This window comes from Streptomyces sp. MGP-P1 (assembly GCF_057766565.1).
The window spans coordinates 1324615-1342281 of sequence record NZ_JBYMEM010000005.1; the positions used below are offsets into that span (position 1 = coordinate 1324615).

At 71.3% G+C, this 17667-nt stretch carries 13 protein-coding genes and 1 pseudogene; 4 read left to right on the forward strand and 10 right to left on the reverse strand.

Going from position 1 to position 17667, the window contains the following annotated elements; genetic code table 11:
- Positions 1–56: 56 nt before the first annotated feature.
- From AC3CH1_RS15435 to AC3CH1_RS15450, 4 genes are read right to left on the reverse strand one after another with little or no spacing between them, the layout of a single operon-like run.
- A complete protein-coding gene (locus AC3CH1_RS15435) occupies positions 57–722 on the reverse strand; it encodes a response regulator (RefSeq protein WP_488463408.1) in 666 nt (221 codons plus the stop codon).
- Complete coding sequence (locus AC3CH1_RS15440; protein WP_488463409.1) at positions 719–2053, reverse strand: sensor histidine kinase; 1335 nt, start codon at positions 2051–2053, stop codon at positions 719–721. Before AC3CH1_RS15440 ends, AC3CH1_RS15435 begins: the two co-directional genes overlap by 4 nt.
- Before the next feature lie 19 nt (positions 2054–2072).
- A complete protein-coding gene (locus tag AC3CH1_RS15445; RefSeq protein ID WP_488463410.1) occupies positions 2073–2909 on the reverse strand; it encodes an ABC transporter permease in 837 nt (278 codons plus the stop codon).
- Positions 2906–3883 carry an ABC transporter ATP-binding protein gene (locus tag AC3CH1_RS15450; RefSeq protein WP_488463411.1) on the reverse strand — a complete coding sequence of 326 codons (978 nt, stop codon included), beginning with the start codon at positions 3881–3883 and terminating at the stop codon, positions 2906–2908. Before AC3CH1_RS15450 ends, AC3CH1_RS15445 begins: the two co-directional genes overlap by 4 nt.
- Positions 3884–4062: 179 nt before the next feature.
- On the opposite strand from AC3CH1_RS15450, the gene AC3CH1_RS15455 reads away from it, so the two are divergent.
- The gene (locus tag AC3CH1_RS15455) at positions 4063–4623 is read left to right on the forward strand and encodes a GNAT family N-acetyltransferase (protein WP_488463412.1); all 561 of its coding nucleotides are present in this window, start codon (positions 4063–4065) and stop codon (positions 4621–4623) included.
- Between the two features lie 50 nt (positions 4624–4673).
- Here the strand turns inward: AC3CH1_RS15455 and AC3CH1_RS15460 are convergent, their stop codons facing one another.
- The 6 genes from AC3CH1_RS15460 to AC3CH1_RS15485 form a co-directional block, all read right to left on the reverse strand.
- Positions 4674–6287 carry a type IV secretory system conjugative DNA transfer family protein gene (locus tag AC3CH1_RS15460; protein WP_488463413.1) on the reverse strand — a complete coding sequence of 538 codons (1614 nt, stop codon included), beginning with the start codon at positions 6285–6287 and terminating at the stop codon, positions 4674–4676.
- A gap of 1 nt (position 6288) precedes the next feature.
- Positions 6289–7707 (reverse strand): ATP-binding protein, encoded by a 1419-nt coding sequence (locus AC3CH1_RS15465; protein WP_488463414.1) that lies wholly within the window; start codon positions 7705–7707, stop codon positions 6289–6291.
- A 123-nt stretch (positions 7708–7830) separates the two neighbouring features.
- A complete protein-coding gene (locus AC3CH1_RS15470; protein WP_488463415.1) occupies positions 7831–9381 on the reverse strand; it encodes an SCO6880 family protein in 1551 nt (516 codons plus the stop codon).
- The gene (locus AC3CH1_RS15475) at positions 9378–10730 is read right to left on the reverse strand and encodes a hypothetical protein (RefSeq protein WP_488463416.1); all 1353 of its coding nucleotides are present in this window, start codon (positions 10728–10730) and stop codon (positions 9378–9380) included. The genes AC3CH1_RS15470 and AC3CH1_RS15475 overlap by 4 nt, the downstream gene beginning before the upstream one ends.
- Positions 10720–11589 (reverse strand): DUF8175 domain-containg protein, encoded by an 870-nt coding sequence (locus tag AC3CH1_RS15480; protein ID WP_488463417.1) that lies wholly within the window; start codon positions 11587–11589, stop codon positions 10720–10722. Before AC3CH1_RS15480 ends, AC3CH1_RS15475 begins: the two co-directional genes overlap by 11 nt.
- Positions 11590–11770: 181 nt before the next feature.
- The gene (locus tag AC3CH1_RS15485; protein ID WP_003968086.1) at positions 11771–12079 is read right to left on the reverse strand and encodes a hypothetical protein; all 309 of its coding nucleotides are present in this window, start codon (positions 12077–12079) and stop codon (positions 11771–11773) included.
- Positions 12080–13174: 1095 nt separating this feature from the next.
- Here AC3CH1_RS15485 and AC3CH1_RS15490 point away from each other — a divergent pair.
- From AC3CH1_RS15490 to AC3CH1_RS15500, 3 genes and pseudogenes are all read left to right on the forward strand, one after another.
- Positions 13175–15567 (forward strand): annotated as a pseudogene (locus AC3CH1_RS15490) (alpha/beta hydrolase).
- Positions 15564–16148 (forward strand): hypothetical protein, encoded by a 585-nt coding sequence (locus tag AC3CH1_RS15495; protein ID WP_488463418.1) that lies wholly within the window; start codon positions 15564–15566, stop codon positions 16146–16148. Before AC3CH1_RS15490 ends, AC3CH1_RS15495 begins: the two are co-directional and overlap by 4 nt.
- Before the next feature lie 151 nt (positions 16149–16299).
- Entirely contained in the window at positions 16300–17295 is a 996-nt protein-coding gene (locus AC3CH1_RS15500) for a C40 family peptidase (RefSeq protein WP_488463516.1), read from the forward strand.
- The last annotated feature ends 372 nt before the right edge of the window (positions 17296–17667 follow it).

Here is a 17667-nt window from a genome sequence, read left to right on the forward strand (position 1 = left end):
GGCTTTTCTGCGTTCCAGGACCTTTGAGGTGTGTTGCTGCACCGCCCAAGCACCGCCTACATCGGGGTGACGAGGCGGGTGTCGTAGGCCAGGATGACCGCCTGGACGCGGTCCCTCGCGCCGGTTTTGGCGAGTATGCGGGTCACGTGCGTCTTCACCGTGGACTCGGCGAGGTGGAGGCGGGCGGCGATCTCCGTGTTGGACCAGCCCTGGCCGATCACGGTGAGGATCTCCCGTTCCCGTTCCGTCAGCGCGGTGATGCGCGGGTCCGCTGCGGCCGGTGCGCCGGGCGTGGCCGGGAGGTGGTGGACGTAGGCGTCGAGGAGGCGGCGAGTCAGGGTCGGGGCGACCACGGCGTCGCCCGCGGCCACCGCGCGGACGCCGGCGAGGAGCTCCTCGGGCAGGGCGTCCTTGACCAGGAAGCCACTGGCTCCGGCGCGCAGACCGTCGTAGGCGTACTCGTCCAGGTCGAACGTCGTGACGATGAGGACGCGGGTCCTGGCTCCCGACGTGATGATGCGCCGGGTCGCCTCGATGCCGTCCAGGCCCGGCATACGGATGTCCATCAGCACGACGTCCGGGTGGTGGCGGGTGACCAGGCCGACGGCCTCGGTGCCGTTGCCCGCCTCGCCGACGACCGTCATGTCGTCCTGGCTCTCCAGCAGCATGCGGAACCCGAAGCGCTGCATCGGCTGGTCGTCCGCGATGAGTACGGTCGTCACGGGTGCGTGTCCTCCAGGGGAAGGCGGAGCCGTATCCGCCAGCCGCCGTGGTTCGGCAGCGGGCCGGCCTCGACGGTGCCGTCGTACAGCGCGGCGCGTTCCCGCATGCCCATGATGCCCTGGGCCGGCAGCGCGGCGTCCTCCGCGTCCGCGGTCGTGCCGGCTCCGGTGCCCGTATCGGTGATGCGGGCGTCGAGGTGGGTGCGTGAGTAGGTGAGCGTGACCGTCGCGGACGTGGGTCGGGTGGCGTGCTTGAGGGTGTTGGTCAGTGCTTCCTGGACCACCCGGTACACGGTGAGTTGACGGCCCGGGGTGAGCGAACGCGTGCGGGGTTCGCCGTGGAGCTCCAGACGGACGGGAAGGCCCGCCCGGCGTACGCGCTCGATGAGGGGGGCCAGTTCGTCGAGCGTCGGCTGCGGGGCGCGCTCGGCCTCGGGGTGGTCGTCGCGCAGGACGCCCAGGAGCCGGCGCAGTTCGGACAGGGCCTGCCTGCTGGTGGCGCCGATGGCTTCCAGCGCCTGGCCCGCGCGTTCCGGGCTCTTCCGGGCCGCGTACGCGCCGCCGTCCGCCAGGCCCGTGATGACGGACAGGTTGTGGCCGATGATGTCGTGCATCTCCCGTGCGATGCGGGTGCGTTCGGCGGCGGCGGCGAGCCGGGCCTGCTGGTCGCGTTCGTGCTCCAGCCGGTGGGCGCGCTCGACCAGGGCCTCCGTGTACTCGCGCCGGGTGCGTACCGCGATCCCCAGCAGGACGACGAAGACCAGGCCCCAGACGTACGAGACGACTTCCTGGCCCCAGGCGGAGGGGATGCGGACGCCGATGGCCAGGACCGGGGCGACGAACAGCGTGGCCGCTGCCCCGACCGTACGGAACGAGGAGCGCAGGACGATCTGGAAGACCGGGATCAGCTGGAGGAGCGCGGCCTGGACCACGGCGCCCGTCCAGATGTTCACCAGGGACGCCGGCGCCATGAGCAGCAGTACCGCCATGGGGTGCGGGCGGCGCCACAGCAGTGGCAGGGAGAAGCAGAGGCTCATCAGGAGCACCAGCGGCTCGGACGCCGTCACGTCGTCGCGTGCGACGGTCCGCCAGCCGCCGGAGGTGTAGTCGAGCACGGCCGCCACGACCCAGAAGGCGGTCACCGTCGCGTCCCAGACCCGTGGGCGGCGTCGGTCGAAGGCGCGGAGACGGTCCAGGGCGTTGCGGATGATGCGGGTGAGGGGGGCCGTGCCGCCGCTGTCGGTGCCGGTGGCGGATCCGGCGTGCGGGCGTGGTGCTGGGGCGACCTCGGGCGCCGGGGGTGTGCCGGTGGTCCGGGGGTGGTCCGTCACCTGCTCGCTCCTCGCGGGGTCAGACGTCACGGCGGTCGAGCGCCAGCGCTGCCGCGGCCAGTGTCGTGCCCGCCCACAGGGACAGGGCGAGCAGGGCGGGGCCGGGGGAGATGGTGCCCGGGATGGGAGTGGCGGAGCCCAGGGCACCGGCGGCCTGGGTGGGAAAGTACATGATGGCGCGCTCCACGGCGTCGTACGGGAGCATCCCGAGGATCTCCGGCAGGATCATGACCCCGCCGATGAACGCGCCGATCGCGCCCGGTACCGAGCGCAGCAGGGCGCCGAGGCCGAGGGCGAGCAGGCCCAGCAGGGTGAGCGCCGCCGCGTTCCCCGCCAGGGCGCGCGCGATGCCCGGGTCGGTGAGCGATGCGGCCTGGTCGGTGTCGTGGAGGAAGGCCTGGGCCGCCGCGAACGTGACCAGGGCCGTCGCGAACATGACCGTGAAGACGGTGACGGCGAACACCGCGGCCTTGGCCCACAGGACGGGGAGCCGGGCGGGTACGGCGGTGAGCGAGGAGCGGATCATCCCGGTCGCGTACTCGCCGGCGGTCATCAGGATGCCCAGGACGATCAGGCACAACTGGCCGAGCATGCTGCCGTACAGGGTCAGGACGATCGTGTCGACGTCGGAGTCCCCGCCGCCCGAGGAGTAGGTCCCGCCCATGATCAGGCCGACGCCCAGGACCATCACGACCGCCGAGAGGACGGTGATCCAGGTGGAGCGCAGCGAGTGCAGTTTGTGCCATTCCGAGCGCAGGATCCGTGGCGCGGTGATCCGGTACTGCGGTGACGGTGGTGATGGCGGTGGGGTCGGGCTCGCGGATCGCAGGGTGGGCTGGGTCGGGGTCGTGGTCATGCTGCTGCTCCGTTGAGAGGGGAGGAGGCGGGAGTCGCCGGTGTCCGCTGCTGCGGGCGGTGGTCCACCGATTCCTGGGTGAGGTCCATGAACGCCTGCTCCAGCGACACGGTCTGCGGCGTGAGTTCGTACAGCGTGATCGCGTGTGCGGCGGCCACGCCTCCGATGCGCGCGGCGTCCACTCCTCGGATCCGGAGTTCGTGGCCCGGGGCATCGGTGGTGAGGGCGCGGGGGGTGGCGGTGATGGTCACGCCCGGGCCCGCCAGGTGGGCGCTCAGGTCGTCCGGCTGCGGGGTGAGGACCTTGACGGACGCCCCGCCCGCCGAGCGGATCAGCTCGGCCACCGTGGTGTCGGCGAGGAGCCTGCCGCGGCCGATGACGATCAGGTGGTCCGCGGTGAGGGCCATCTCGCTCATCAGGTGGGAGGAGACGAGGACCGTACGGCCTTCGGCGGCGAGGGAGGTGAGGAGGGTGCGGATCCACAGGACGCCTTCGGGGTCCAGTCCGTTGACCGGTTCGTCCAGGATGACGGTGGCGGGGTCGCCGAGGAGTGCGGCGGCGATGCCGAGCCGCTGGCCCATGCCGAGGGAGAAGCTCTTGACCCTCCGGTGGGCGGCGTCGGTCAGCCCGGCGAGGTCGATGACCTCCTCGACGCGTCGGCGCGGGATGCCATGGGTGTGGGCGAGCGCCATCAGGTGGTTGAGGGCGGACCGGCCCGGGTGGACGGACCGGGCCTCCAGCAGGGCGCCGACCTGGGTGAGGGGCGCGGGGTGGGTGGCGTAGGAGCGCCCGTTGACGGTGGAGCGGCCGTGCGTCGGGGCGTCGAGGCCGAGGAGCATGCGCATCGTCGTGGATTTCCCGGCGCCGTTGGGGCCGAGGAAGCCGGTGACGGTGCCGGGGTGGACGGTGAGGTCGAGGTCCTGGACGACGGTTCTGTCGCCGTACCGCTTGGTGAGTCCGTGTGCCTTGATCATGCGGTCGACGCTACGGAGACGGCGCGGCACGGTCGTCCGACCGGGGGCTGGACGTGGGCGTGCGGCGTAGTACCGGGGTACGACGGGTTGTGGGGGTCGAGGCGGGGGCGGTCGTGTTCCCTGGGGTGGCGGTGGGTTAGTCGGTTGAACGTCGGGCGGGCGGGGGTGAGGATCGGGGGATGGATTATGTGATGCGTGCGGTGCGGGCCGAGGAATGGCCGCAGGTCAGGCAGTTGCGGCTGGATGCTCTGAAGGACCCGGCGGCTCCGGTGGCGTTTCTGGAGTCGTACGAGGAGTCCGTGGTGAAACCGGACGCTTTCTGGCAGGAGCGCGCGGCGGCTGCCGCCGAGGGCGGGGGCGATCGTGTCCGGCAGTTCGTCGCGGAGTCGGCCGAGGGGGCGTGGGTGGGTTCGGTCACCGTGCTCGTCGAGAGCCCGGAGGACGACGTGCGCTTCGGGGAAGCGGCCGCGGTGGAACAGGCGCACCTGGTCGGTGTGTTCGTCCGTCCCGAGGTGCGGGGGGCCGGGGTGACGGACGCGCTGTTCCGGGAGGCCGTCGCGTGGGCGTGGTCGCTGTCCTCGCCCCGGCTGGAGCGGGTGCGCCTCTATGTGCACGAGAGGAATCCGCGGGCCGCCGCGTTCTACCGGCGGTTCGGATTCGTCCCCTCCGGGCAGCGGATTCCGGCCCCGGGCGACCGGGGGGAGCTGGAGGTGGAGTACGTCCTCGGGCGCGAGGGGTAGCGGCGCTTCAGGGTCTTTCGTCCGGCCCCGGCCGGCCCGGCGGGTTTCGTCTAGCCGGCGCCCGGGGCGGGGGCGTGCAGGCGGTCCTGCCAGCGGGCCCGTCCCTGTTCCCGGGAGCGGAGCAGCACGAGGGCGGGCATGCCCCGGTTCTGGCCGGTCGCGAGCAGCTCCGGGAGCTGGGGGAGGGGTGCCACGGCCGCGATGTCGTCGAGGACGAGCGTCATTGGTGGGTCGAGCCGACCGTCGGATGACCGTGCGGCCATGCGGCGGCCGTGCTCGACCACGTCTGCGGCCAGCGCGGTGAGGAGGGGCATCGCGCCGGGGCGGGAGCGGGGGTCCTCGATGGATTCGCCCACCAGGTAGAGCGTTCCCCCTTCGTCGGCAAAAGATTCCAGCGCGAGGGAATCCGCTCGGTTCGCCGTGCAGGCCTCGCGGATGTGGACGGTGGACAGTGCGGCGAACGCCCGTACCGTCAGTTCCTGGGCCACGTCGCGGCGTTCGGGATAGGCGGTGAGGGCGGACTCCAGCAGCCCGGCGAGTCCGGACGCGGCCTTGGGGTGCGTACGGAGGAGGCGTACCGGTTCGTGGGCGCCGGAGCCGGAGGCCCAGCGGAGGACCTGGCGGAAGGGGCGGCCGTCCACCGCGGCGGCGTGCAGCCAGCACTGGAGGAGCGTCTGCGCGGTGTCGGCCACCGCCGCGTCGATCCGGGCCTGCGGGCGTACCGGGGCGAGCAGGGCGGCGGCGCGGGCGGCGGCGATGTCGGGGAGCTCGCAGCCCGCGGTGGGCGACCAGTGGAGTCGGGCGGGGGTGTCGCAGAGGTGGCCCGGGTCGTAGACGAGGACCGGGCCGAGCTTGGCGCGGGCGTCCTTCGTCTCGGCCCAGACGGTGGGGTCCGAGGTGACGACGAGGGCGGGGCCCTCGGCGTCGTGTACGGCCCGGACGACGGTGGGGCGCCGGTCCGGGGCGGGAGCGTAGACGAGGAGGGGGGTGCGGGGGGAGGGGAGGGAGAGGGGGTGGGTGAGAGGGGCGTCGGAGGGGGCGATTCCGGGGGGCTCCTCGGAGGTCCCGGGGGCTTCGGGGCACCCGGGGGTGTTCAGGGGTCCGCGAGGGGCCTCGGGGCGAGTGGGCGTCTCCGTGGCCGCGGGTGTGTTCGTGGCGGCGGTGGGGTGAGTGTGTGTCACCGCTGGTGCCGGTTCTTGGTGCTGGGCCGGGGGTGGGCTCTGTGCGGGGGGCTGTTTCTCCTGCGTGGCGAAGGCTCGTTCCTCGCGGCGCCGTTCCCGTACGGCACGACCGCGGGCCACGGCTCCGAGCGTGAACACCACGAGGACCAGCAGCACCATCAGTTCGCCGATGAACAGGCCCCAGAACAGGCCGTACCCGGAGAGCTGTGCCGGGGGTGTCCCCGGCCAGGCCGCGGCGAGGTCCTGGGGGGCGGTGGCCAGTTCGCGCAGGGCGAGCGGGGACCGGGTGAACGTCACGCCGTCCGGCCAGGCCCCGTGGGCGAAGAGCCCGGCGAGGCCGGTGGCCGTCCAGCCGACCAGGGTGGCGGCGAAGAGGAGGCCCAGGAGGCCGATCAGCAGGCCGTCCGGGATGCCGCCGCCCTGGGGCCGGTCGTGTCCCTCGTGATGGGCCGGGCCCCGGCCGCGTGCCGGCTGACGTGCCATGTCAAGCCACCGTTGACTCTGACGACTCGTTCATCCGTGCTTGGTGCTCGATGCGGGCCGCCCGTTGTTCGGCCTCCAGCTCGGCGGCGCGGATGTCCTCGGGGAGCAGGTCGTCCGTCGATCCCTCGGTCATGGCGCGGTCGGTGAAGACCAGGGGACGTTCGGCTTCGGTGATCAGGTGTTTGACGACCTGGACGTTGCCGTTGACGTCCCAGACGGCGATGCCGGGGGTGAGGGTCGGGATGATCTCGACGGCCCAGCGGGGCAGGCCGATGACCCGGCCGGTCGCTCGGGCCTCATCCGATTTCTGGGCGTAGATCGTGCGGGTGGAGGCCATTTTGAGGATGGCCGCCGCTTCCTTCGCCGCGGCTCCGTCCACCACGTCGCTGAGGTGGTGGACGACGGCGACGAAGGAGAGGCCGAGCCGGCGTCCGAACTTCAGGAGGCGCTGGAAGAGCTGGGCGACGAAGGGGGAGTTGATGATGTGCCACGCCTCCTCGACCAGGAAGATGCGCTTCTTGCGGTCGGGCCTGATCCAGGTGTGCTCCAGCCAGACGCCGACGATCGCCATCAGGATCGGCATCGCGATCGAGTTGCGGTCGATGTGCGAGAGGTCGAAGACGATGAGGGGCGCGTCGAGGTCGATGCCGACGGTCGTGGGGCCGTCGAACATGCCGCGCAGGTCGCCGTCGACCAGGCGGTCCAGGACGAGGGCGACGTCCAGGCCCCAGGCCCGTACGTCGTCTATGTCGACGTTCATCGCCTCGGCGGACTCGGGCTTCGGGTGGCGCAGCTGCTCCACGATGTCCATCAGGACGGGCTGGCGGTCGGTGTTGGTCGCGGTGACGTAGGCGTGGGCGACCTTCAGGGCGAAGCCGGAACGCTCGTCGAGGCCGTGGCCCATCGCTACTTCGATGATCGTACGGAGCAGGGCGAGCTGGCCGGTGGTGGTGATGGAGGGGTCGAGGGGGTTGAGCCGGATGCCGCCGTTGAGGGCTGCGGTCGGGTCCAGGCGGATGGGGGTTATGCCCAGCTCCTGGGCGATGAGGTTCCATTCGCCGACGCCGTCCTCGCCCTGGGCGTCGAGGACGACGACCTGGCGGTCACGGAAGCGGAGCTGGCGCAGGACGTAGGTCTTCTCCAGCGCCGACTTGCCGTTGCCGGACTCGCCGAGGACGAGCCAGTGGGGGGCGGGGAGCTGTTGCCCGTACAGCTGGAAGGGGTCGTAGATGTAGCCCTTGCCGCTGTAGACCTCGCGGCCGATGATCACGCCGGAGTCGCCGAGGCCGGGGGCTGCGGTGGGGAGGTAGACAGCCTGGGCCTGGCCCGTCGACGTACGGACGGGGAGGCGGGTCGTCTCCACCTTGCCGAAGAGGAAGGAGGTGAAGGCATCCGACAATGCGGACAGGGGGTCTCGCATGGTGGGGGTGCCCTCTCTTGTTGCGGGGTGTGCGGGTCGGGATATGCGGTTCGGGGAGGTCGGTCGTTCTCGGTCCTCGCGGCGGGACGGCGCGTCAGCGGCCCGCCGTGGCGGCCCCGTACGTCAGCGGCGGATGCCGGTGGCGAACGGGAGGGTGTTCACGAAGGCCCGGTGGTGCTCGCGGTCGCACCACTCCAGCTTGAGGTACGACTTGCCCGCCGAGGCGCGGATGGTGCGCTTGTCGCGGGCGAGGGCCTCGGGTGAGCGGGACGACACCGTGATGTACCCCACCAGGTTGACTCCGGCGGCACCGCTGGCGAGATCTTCACCCCGCTGGTCGAGCCGGCCGTGGGCGGCGATGTCGCGGGGGTCGACGGTGCGGTTCATCTTGGCCTGGCGGCTGGCCTCGGCGTCGTCGTTGGTCTTCTCGGTCAGCATGCGTTCGATGGCCACCTCGGTGGGTTCGAGGTCCATGCAGACGGCGACCGTACGGATGACGTCGGGGGTGTGGACGAGGAGCGGGGCGAGGAAGTTGACGCCGACGGGGGTCATCGGCCATTCCTTCACCCAGGCCGTGGCGTGGCACCAGGGGGCGCGGGTGGTGGACTCGCGGGTCTTGGCCTGGAGGAACGTCGGCTCGACGGCGTCCAGTTCGGCGGGCCAGGCGTTGCGCTTGGTCATGGCCTGGATGTGGTCGATGGGGTGGTCGGGGTCGTACATGGAGTGTACGAGGGAGGCCAGGCGGCTCTGGCCGAGCGGCTGGCGTACCCGGATGTCGGCCTCGGCGAGGCGGGCGCAGATGTCGGTGAGCTCGCGGGCCATGACGACGGCGAGGCCGGCGTCGCGGTCGAGCTTGCGGCCGCCGTGGGGGCGGGCGGCGCGGGCCATGGCGTTGGCCTCGGCGGCCAGTTCGCGGCTGTAGTGCATACAGGCGACGAGGTAGGCGCGGTGCTGCTCGCTGGAGGTGGAGACCATGGACTGGAGCTGGTCGTAGGACTCCTGGAGCCAGCCCGGGGACGCCTTGTCGCCGCGCTGGGCGACGTCCTTGGCGTGGGCGTCGGGGTCGGCGGGGAGGGTGCGGGCGAGCATCTGGAGGCGGGTGACGAAGCCGTCGCCGTTGGCCACGTGCTTGAGGAGGGTGCCGAAGCGGTCGACGAGGGCTTCCTGGTCCTCGCTGTCGCGGAGGCCGACGCCGGGGCCCTCGATCTCGATGGCCGCGGTGACGGTGCGGCGGTCGGCGTGGAGGAGCACGGCGATCTCGTCGGGGCCGAAGGGGGCGGCGAGCCAGCTGATCCGGCCGATGCCGGGGGGCGGGCCGATCTCGACCTCACGGCCGTCGGAGCTGACGCCCGCTTCCATGGCGGTGGAGCGGTAGGCGGTGCCGCGGCGCAGGGAGCGTTTGAAGCTGCGGTTGATCTCGAACCACTTGTAGAAGGTGCGGCCCTTGTACGGGACGTACACGACGGCGAGGGCCAGCATCGGGAAGCCCACGAGGCAGACGATGCGGAGGGAGAGGACGGGGACGAGGAGTCCGCTCATCATGCCGAGGAACGCGCCGACGATGATGAGGGCGATCTCGCCGGTCTCGCGGTTCTTGCCGACGATCGCGTTCGGCCGGGCGCGGCCGATGAGATACGTGCGGCGGGGCGTCATCGTGTGGGACTGGGTGGTCAACGCCCTCCACCTCCTGTGTTCGAGTTACCTGTGGTGCCGAAGCCGCCTCCGCCTCGGGGGGAGCGGCTGCTGTGGGGGGTTCCGGAGGTGGGGGCGGACCCGCTGCGGGGCGAGGGGGCGGCGCCGCCTCCGCCGCCGGTGGTGCGGGAGCTGTGGGCGGCGACGCCGCCGCTGGCCGGGTTGGCGGGGCGGGCGCCTCCGCCTCCGCCGCTGTTCTGGTCGTTGCGGCCGCTGTGGGTCTTGATGCCCTGGGAGACGAGGGCGGCCGGGGAGCTGATCATGGCGGCGGCCTGGGAGCCGTCGGTGGCCTGCTTGCGGTTGGTGCGGGCGCCCTGGATCTCGTCGCCGAAGCCGGGGACGAAGCGGTAGATCATGGCGGAGGCGAAGATGGCCAGCAGGATGATGGAGAGGCCGGAGACGACGGCGGAGAAGGCGTCGGGGCCGTCGCCCGTGGAGAGTGCTCCGGCGAGGCCGAGGACGATGACGATGACCGGCTTGACCATGATCACCGCGATCATGATGCCGGCCCAGCGGCGGACGTGGCCCCACATGTTCTTGTCGACGAGACCGGCGTAGACGACGATCCCGAGGAGTGCGCCGACGTAGAGCAGGGCGGCGCGGATGACGAGTTCCAGCCACAGGATGCCGGCGGCGAGGATCGAGACGAGCGAGACGACGATCAGCATGATCGGCCCGCCGCCGATGTCCTCGCCCTTCTTGAGGGCTTCGGCGAACGAGCCGAAGAAGACGTCGGTCTGGCCGCCGGTGGCGGAGGAGATGACCTCGGTGACGCCGTCGGTGGCGGAGACGATCGTGTAGAGGATCAGCGGGGTGAAGGCCGAGGCGAGGACGGTGAGCCAGAGGAAGCCGACGGCCTCGGAGATCGCGGTGGTGAGGGGGACGCCGCGGATGGCCCGCTTGGCTACGGCGAGGAGCCAGAGGACGAGGGTGAGGATGGTGGAGGCCGCGAAGATGACGGCGTACTGCTGGAGGAACTTGGGGTTGGTGAAGTCGACGTCGGCCGTGGACTCGACGGCCTCGCTGAGCTTGCCGACGATCCAGGAGGCGGCGTCGGCGCAGCCTCGGGCCAGGGAGGAGAGGGGGTCGAGGGACTCCGTCGGGTCGGGAGACCCCGGCACGCTGCTGGGAGCGCTGCCGCTGTCGCCTTCCTCGCAGAACTTCTTCACCTCGCCGAACAGCAGACTGCAGTCATTGGTGGCGCTTGGTGAAGGCGTCGGGGTGGGGGTCGGCTCTGCGGCCGCGCGTCCGGCGAACGTCAGCGCGACGGCTTGCAGTCCGATCAGGGCGGTGGCCACCGAACGGAAGCGGTGCTTGGGGCTACCTGGCATAAGTGAAGCCTCCGTACTCCTCGACGGCCTTGCTGATCGCGTCCGACCGGGAAGCCGCGACATCACCGGGAACCGGCGCTGGGCCGTCGCTCTCGGACGCTCCCGTCACCTTCCAGTCACCGTCCAGCCACGACAACTGAGCCGTCCACGTCTTCCAGGTGGTGCTCACGGGCTTGGTGGAGTCCTGACCCGACATGCCGATGAGCCCCGTGTACCAGACGGCCACCTCTGCGGTGTCGTCGTCGAACGCGAGCACCTTCGTGCCCACGGGAACCGTTCTCGAGATGAAGGTGCTGCCCTGCGGGGCACGGCCGTCGGGGTCGAGACCGAGGCGCGCGAGAAACTCGGCCGAGTAGGCCCGGTCCTGAGGTGCTCGGAGTCTGTCCGCCGCCTCGGGGGAGTAGACCGTGTCGAGGATCTGGTGGCGGCTCTCCTTCGTGAACATCTCCGCGGACCCCAGCGCCACCGCGTAGTTCGCCGCAGCGCTCTGCGCCCCCTGTTCGTCGTGGGCGAAGCCGGAGGCGATCGTGCCGTTCTTGCCCTCGACGGGCTTGGTGCCGGTGGCCGAGGTGGGGGTGCTTCCCGCGGTCCCGGGCTTCTTGGCGCCCGGGGCGGCGTCCTCGTCGCTGCCACCGCCGCGGTTGGCGAAGGCGATGGCGGCGACGAGGAGGACCACGACACCGGTGATCGTCACGAGGGAGCGGGAGTTGCGGACCGGGCGGCGCGCGTGAGGAAGCCCCGCGTCGCCGTCGGGGAGACGGGTGCGGGTCTGACGGGTGCCGCCGAGGGTGCTGTACGGGTCGTCCGGGCGCCCCCCCTGGTCCTTGCCGCGGTAGTCGTGCTCGTCACCGGGACTCATGCCGCGTTCGCTCCCTCGGTCGTGTGCGGGTCCGCGCAGGACGACGGTAGCTGTGCTGGTTGCCGCTTGAGCGCGGTGTGGTGACTCGACATCAGGGAAACGCAACCTCAGCCGGTGGGCACGACGGGCGGATGGTGGGGAGAGGGCTGGGGCGGCCCGGAGGAGCTGGCCGACGTAAGGGTCAGACGGCCATTCCGTAGACGATGGTGAACAGGGTGCCCAGGGAACCGATGATGAAGACCCCTGTCAGTCCTGCCACGATCAGGCCCTTGCCCTGCTCCGCGCTGAACGTGTCGCGGAGTGCCGTCGCTCCGATGCGCTGCTTCGCCGCGCCCCAGATCGCGATGCCGAGGCAGAGCAGAATGGCAATGGCCATCACCACCTCGATCATGATGCGCGCCTCGTTGCCCAGCGTCCCGAACGGCCCCCAGTCCGGAGCGATTCCGCCGATGATGGTGGTGATGTCGCCCTTCTCTGCTGCCAGGATCATGTAAGTCACCGCCCCTGTTGGGTAGTTCGCTGCCCGTGCCGTCCGGCACGGGTCGCCTTCTATCTTCGCTGATGAAACCGCGCTCGCACGACGCCTTCCCGGGTCTCTTTACCCGGATCTCGCACGTTTGACCGGGGCGGTCGCCCTGACCTGCGGCTCGTCCGGCTCATCACGCACACGCGTGGTTACTCTGTGTATCACGGGGTGTGACCAGGAGCAACGACGGTGGCCATGGGTTCCTGACGCGGTTGCAGCGTTCGCGGGGCACGGCGTGTTCGTATGCGCCGTTCGAGAGCCGTCGGTGCGCCGGTCGGCTGCCTGTTCGATGCTTCGTCAGGTGTGGTCGGGGAAGCGTGCGCTGGGCGTGAGGGGTGCCCTCGGGGCGTGGGTGGGGTGGGGCGGTGGTGGCGCGGTCGACGGGGCGCGGGCTGTCGGTCGGCGGGACGTGTGCGGCCTTGGGGCCGGTCGGCGGGACTCGTGCAGCCCTGCGGTCGGGTGCCGGGACTTGTGCGGCCGGTCGGTGCGACGTGTACGGCCTTGGGGTCGGTCGGCGGGACATGTGTGGCCGCGCGGTCGGGTGCCGCTGCGGGGCCCGGTGCTCGGCTCCCCTTCGTTCGGGTGAACCGGGCGGTTCCGCAGGAAGCGGTGCCCCGTTCCGCCCGGCCGGGACCCACGGGGCTGGGGGCGCACGGTGCCGGGATCCGACGGGTTGGCGTACGGCATGTCGCTTACCGCCGAATTGGCACAGTGCCGCTCCAGGATCAAGAGGGACGGGGTGAGCGGTGTGGGCGGAGCGACGGTGTTCGGGCAACCGAACGGCGGCGGGAGGGCAGGCGCCCCCGAGGTGGCGGCAGCAGGGTCGTGATCGGGGCAAGGCGGCTCAACTGGGCCGGTGAGTGCGGGCTTTGAGCCCTGTATTGGGTCCTGGGGCCCATGTCGTGTCCCCTGCCCGTGTGGTCGCATACGCGCAGTGACCGATCTGTCGCCCGTTCCGCCCACTCACGAGGTAGGGGACTGCTCTTGTCCGGCATACGAAGAAGCGCGGTCCCTGTCGGCGTCGATGTAAGCGCTGCCGTAGCGGATTCGGGGCGGTTGATGCCCCGGCCGTTGCAGGCGGTGCTGATCCTTCTTCACGTTCTCTTCGTGGCCACCCTGGTGGGCGCGATCAGGGCCCTGTCGACGGCGTCCTCGGTGGACGCGGTGGACGGGTACCTCCTCGGGCTGTTGCTCTACGCGTCGTTACCCGGCATCGGCGCCTTCGTGCTGTCGCTGTACGTCCGTAAGGGCGGCGTTCGGGTCTGGTACGGGCTTCTCGCCGTTCAGGCGTGGATCGTCCTCGGCGCCCTCGCGGAGCTGAGCGGCGGGGCCGGGGCGGGGGGTGTCGCCCGGCTGGTGATACCGACGGCCGCCATCGTGCTGCTGTGCCGGCCGGAGAGCCGTCGATGGTTCCGGAGCGGTCTGGAGCAGCGGGCCGAGCAACGGCTGTTCAGCTTCGCCCGGATGATGAAGCTCCGCCGTGACGCCGGGCAGACCGCGCTGGAGTATCTGGGCCTCGTCCTCGTGGTCGTCGCGCTCGTCGGCGGGCTGACGGCCACCGGAGCCGGCAGGCAGCTCACCGCGGAGATCCGTAGCGCGATCTGCGAGCTCACCGGTGGCTCGTGCCCCGCCCCCGGGCAGGACGTCGTGGCCGGCGGAGGAGGCGCCGACGGCAGTGGCAGCGGGAGCGGTGACAGCGGCGGTCCCGCTGGTGCTCCGGGTGCCGGTACGGACGGTGCTGGTGGTGACGAGTCCAGTCTTACCGGCGGTACCGGTACCAGCGGTGGCACCCGTGACACCGGAGGGGCCGCGACCACCGGAAGCACGGGCGGCCCTGGCGGCACTGACGGCGCTCGTGGCACTGGTGGTACTGGCGGAGACAGCGGCGGCACCGCCGGGAGCGGCGGCAGCGGCTCCGGTGACACCGTCGCCTCCGGGGACACTTCAGGTACCCGAGGGGGCGACCAAGGCGGCGGCGCCTTCCCCCGGGCGAAGCCATCGTGCCGGTCGACGCGGGTAGACCCCCGGGCCCCAAGGGGGACGGGTTCCTCGACGGGTTCCTCGGGGACGGGCTGGGCGGCGATGTCCAAGGGGTCGTCGACGCGGTCCTGCGGCCGGGCGAGAGCGGTCGGCGCATCGTCGACCAGTGGGGGCGCGACACCCGGGGCGCGGGCGAGAAGTGGGACCGGGGCGACTACGTCGGCGCCGCCTGGGACTGGAACAAGGCGGTCGGCGGTGCAGGCGCCGCGCTGGCGATACCCGGCTCGGGGGCGCGGGTCGACGCCGAGGTGCGGGACGCCGAGCGCGCGCACCTGAGCGGGCGGATTCCGCAGAACGCCACGCCCGCCGGGAACAAGGCCTGGTGGGACGGGCTCTCGCCGGAGGAGCGCGATCGGTACATCGAGCTGGTCCCGGAGCGCATCGGCAATCTCGACGGCATCCCGGTCCTCGCGCGCGACGCCGCCAACCGCAGGAACCTTCCCGCGCTGATCGACAAGCTGGGGGGCGTCGACACCGACAGGGCCCGTGACCAGCTGGCCGGGCTCCGGGAGATCGAGCGGCAGCTCAAGGAGGACGGCAAGCCGCCCATGTACCTCATCGGGATCGGTGACCAGGGCAACGGCCGGGCCATCGTCTCGTTCGGCAATCCGGACGCCTCCCAGAACGTGTCGGCGTACGTACCGGGCCTCAACACCTCGCTCGACGAGGAGTTCGCCAAGAACGACCTCGGGCGGGCCCGGGACACCGCCATCGGGGCGCAGGGGTACGACGACTCCACCGCGTCCATCGTCTGGCTCGGGTACGACGCGCCGCAGTTGCCGGACAAGGACGGGGCGGCGGGCTACTTCGCCGTCATGGGCACGGGGCGCGCGGAGAAGGGCGGGGCGGCCTACCGCGACTTCATGGGCGGGATCTCCGTGACCAACCAGAACAAGGACCCCCACATGACGGCCATCGGGCACTCCTACGGTTCCCGGACCGTGGGCGCGGCGGCGGCCGGGCCCGGCGGGATTCCCGGGGTCGACGACATCATCCTGGTCGGCAGTCCGGGGGTCGGCGTCGACCACGCCGTGGACCTCGGCGTCGGCAGCGAGCACGTCTTCGTGGGCGCCGCCGCCAACGACCCGGTGACCAAGCTGCCCTCGAAGACCCAGGTGGTGGTGGGCGGCATAGGGCTGGCCCTGGGCGGCCCCGGTGGGGCCTATCTGGGCGGCGATCTGGCCGATCCGGGTGACGACGACCTGTGGTTCGGGAAGGATCCGGCGAGCAAGGCGTTCGGGGCGCGGCGCTTCCCGGTGGCCGACGGTCCGCCGCTCGTCAGCGGGAGCGGTATCAGTCTGGACTCGCACTCGAACTACTTCAGCCCGGAACGCGACGCCGTGTCCGCGGACAGCATCGCCCTGATCGTGTCGGGCAACGCCGACCGGCTCAAGATGGAGGAACCGAAGTGAGTCGAGCGAAGCGGGCTCTGCCCCTCGGCGCGGTCGTCCTCGCCCTGGGGATGGTGCTGTCCGGGTGCGGCAGTGAGGGCACGAGCGCGCGCGACGGCGGCGTGAGCACCGGAAAGGAGCGCGGGATGGACATGCAGGAGGCTGCCGAGCAGTCCGACGCGATGCTGGACGCCGTCCTGAAGGGCATCGACCCCGATGTGCGGTGGGCGCACGGGCCGACCACCACCCGCGCCTGCGGTGTGACCCGCCGGCGGGCCGTCATGACCGTCGTCTCCCCCGAACGCCGTCAGACGTTCCTGGACCGTGCGGAGACGTTCTGGCGGAAGAACGACTACCGGATCAAGGCGGTCAACAAGGACGAGAAGTTCCCGGCGGTCTACGCGGTCACGAAGAGCGGATTCGGTGTCAGCGTCTCCTTCCGGGGGAAGGGGCAGGCCTTCCTGGAGGCCGACAGCCCGTGCGTGAAGGAGTCCGAGGTCGCCGCTCCCACCGCCGAGCCGAACGGTCCGGCGTACGAGGACGTCTATCCGCTGCCCCGTCCCAATGTGCGCTCCGACTTCTGGTCGGGGGAGGGCGGCTGAGGCCGCGTCACCCTTGGTGCCGGTGAGCCGTCGACGCCCCCGTGTGCTTCGGGTGCGCCGGTGGTGTGCCGCGGATGACTCGTACACACCGTCGAAAAAGGCTCTGAAGCGCGCCCCGATGGGGGATGGTTGAGGGGTGCGGAAATTCTGGGTGTTCGGTGGCATCGGCGTCGGCATGGTCATGTGCCTCCTGGCGCTGCTCGTCGTCGGTACGTACTCCGCCGCCGCCGGGCTCGCCGGGTCGGGGGGCGGCGGTGCCGTCGCGCTGGCCAAGGGGGCGGTCCCGGCTAGGTTCCAGCCGCTGGTGCAGAAGTGGGGCAACCTCTGCCCCGCCATCAACCCGGCGCTGCTGGCCGCGCAGTTGTACCAGGAGAGCGGCTGGAACCCGCAGGCGCAGAGCCACGCCGCCGCGCAGGGCATCGCCCAGTTCATCCCCGGTACGTGGGCCACGCACGGGATCGACGGCAACGGCGACGGCAGGCGGGACGTGTGGGACCCCGCCGACGCGATCCCCTCGGCCGCCTCGTACGACTGCGAGCTCGCCGGGTACGTGAAGAAGGTGCCGGGCGACCCGACGAGCAACATGCTCGCCGCGTACAACGCCGGCGCCTATGCGGTGATCAAGTACGGCGGCGTCCCGCCGTACAAGGAGACGCAGAACTACGTCAGGATCATCCGCTCGCTGGAGAAGAGCTTCGCCCGGCCCGTCGGCCGCGTGGCACCCTCCCGGCAGGCCGCCGGGGCCATCTACTTCGCACAGAAGCGGCTCGGCACGCCGTATCTGTGGGGCGGCAACGGTACGCCGGAGCAGCAGGGCCGGTTCGACTGTTCGGGGCTGACCCAGGCGGCGTACCGGACCGTCGGCATCGAGCTGCCGCGCGTCGCCAATGACCAGTACAACGCGGGCCCGCATCCCTCGCGGGACGAGCTGCTCCCGGGGGATCTGGTGTTCTTCTCCGACGACCTCACCAACTCGCGTGCGATCCGGCACGTCGGGATGTACGTCGGGGGCGGCTATATGATCAACGCGCCGTTCACCGGGTCGGTCATCCGGTTCGACAAGATCGACACGCCGGACTACTTCGGTGCGACACGGGTCACCAAGGACGGCGCCGCCGCTCTTCCGACCGATCTCCCCACAGGGTGATGGATGTCTCCCGGATGTCTCCCGCACACCTCCCGGCGGCTCCCGGTGGTTACCGCTGGCTACCGGTGGTTCCGGGCGTCTCCTGTACGGGCGTGCCGTACGGGGCTTCCGGAGCGGCCAAGGGTGCTGACGGGCAGTCGGCCGTGGTCGGAACTCTCTGTGAAGCCTGGGCCCTGAGCTGCGATGACGAGTCACTCTTCGATAACGTCATGGTGATCATTCGGTGGAGAGCGGAACGCACACGGCGGCCGGGCCGTTCCCTGGACAGGGGACGGGAACGGCACGCGCACTGACCATGCGTCGCAGTGACGCAGTACGGCGATGCTGTGCAGTGCGGTAGCGGACAGCACCGGACACGGGGGTTCGACCACG

Excerpts from the sequence above, each read along its gene's own strand:
- AC3CH1_RS15445 (WP_488463410.1), bottom strand. The coding sequence starts at position 2,909 with ATGACCACGACCCCGACCCAGCCCACCCTGCGATCCGCGAGCCCGACC.
- AC3CH1_RS15450 (WP_488463411.1), bottom strand. The coding sequence starts at position 3,883 with ATGATCAAGGCACACGGACTCACCAAGCGGTACGGCGACAGAACCGTC.
- AC3CH1_RS15455 (WP_488463412.1), top strand. The coding sequence starts at position 4,063 with ATGGATTATGTGATGCGTGCGGTGCGGGCCGAGGAATGGCCGCAGGTC.
- AC3CH1_RS15460 (WP_488463413.1), bottom strand. The coding sequence starts at position 6,287 with ATGGCACGTCAGCCGGCACGCGGCCGGGGCCCGGCCCATCACGAGGGA.
- AC3CH1_RS15465 (WP_488463414.1), bottom strand. The coding sequence starts at position 7,707 with ATGCGAGACCCCCTGTCCGCATTGTCGGATGCCTTCACCTCCTTCCTC.
- AC3CH1_RS15475 (WP_488463416.1), bottom strand. The coding sequence starts at position 10,730 with ATGCCAGGTAGCCCCAAGCACCGCTTCCGTTCGGTGGCCACCGCCCTG.
- AC3CH1_RS15480 (WP_488463417.1), bottom strand. The coding sequence starts at position 11,589 with ATGAGTCCCGGTGACGAGCACGACTACCGCGGCAAGGACCAGGGGGGG.
- AC3CH1_RS15485 (WP_003968086.1), bottom strand. The coding sequence starts at position 12,079 with ATGATCCTGGCAGCAGAGAAGGGCGACATCACCACCATCATCGGCGGA.